Source organism: Variovorax cryoconiti (genome assembly GCF_051216395.1).
Taxonomy (GTDB): domain Bacteria; phylum Pseudomonadota; class Gammaproteobacteria; order Burkholderiales; family Burkholderiaceae_C; genus Variovorax.
On the sequence record NZ_JBPJZI010000033.1, the window covers coordinates 828 to 1,290 of the forward strand.

Genomic DNA, 463 nt, shown 5'->3' on the forward strand with positions numbered 1-463 from the left:
GGGGTTGGCGTGGTCGAGCTACACGGGGACGTCGGGGGGGTGGGTGGGGTTGTCGAAGATGGAGCCGCCGTCGTTGGGGGGGTTGAAGGGGTCGGGGTGGGCGGCGTTGAAAGGGGTCTTGGTGGGCGTGGTGAGGCGCGCATCGAGGTTGAACTCGGCGTTGATGCCGCTCGTGGCCTTGGGCGTCATGGCCGCGGTCGGGATCTGGATGGCCGCCGGCGTGCCGCCGCTGATGCCGCCGCTGGCGTTCACGCCGAAGCCGGTGAGGCGCAGGCCCGATGCGTTGACGATGTAGCCGTCCTTGTCGCGCGTGAACTGGCCGTTGCGCGAGTACATGACTTCGCCGCTGGGACTGCTCAGGCGGAAGAATCCGTCGCCGTTGAGGATGGCCACGTCCAGCCGACGGCTGCTCGACTGCGTCACGCCCTGCGTGAAGTTCTGCGTTACGCCCGACACCGATGCG

General features: G+C 68.5%; 1 protein-coding gene. It reads right to left on the reverse strand.

Annotated elements, in window-relative coordinates:
* Positions 1-18: 18 nt before the first annotated feature.
* Positions 19-463, reverse strand: a 445-nt coding sequence (locus ACSFA2_RS25475; protein ID WP_435458119.1) for a flagellar hook-basal body complex protein, incomplete at its 5' end; no start/stop codon positions are given.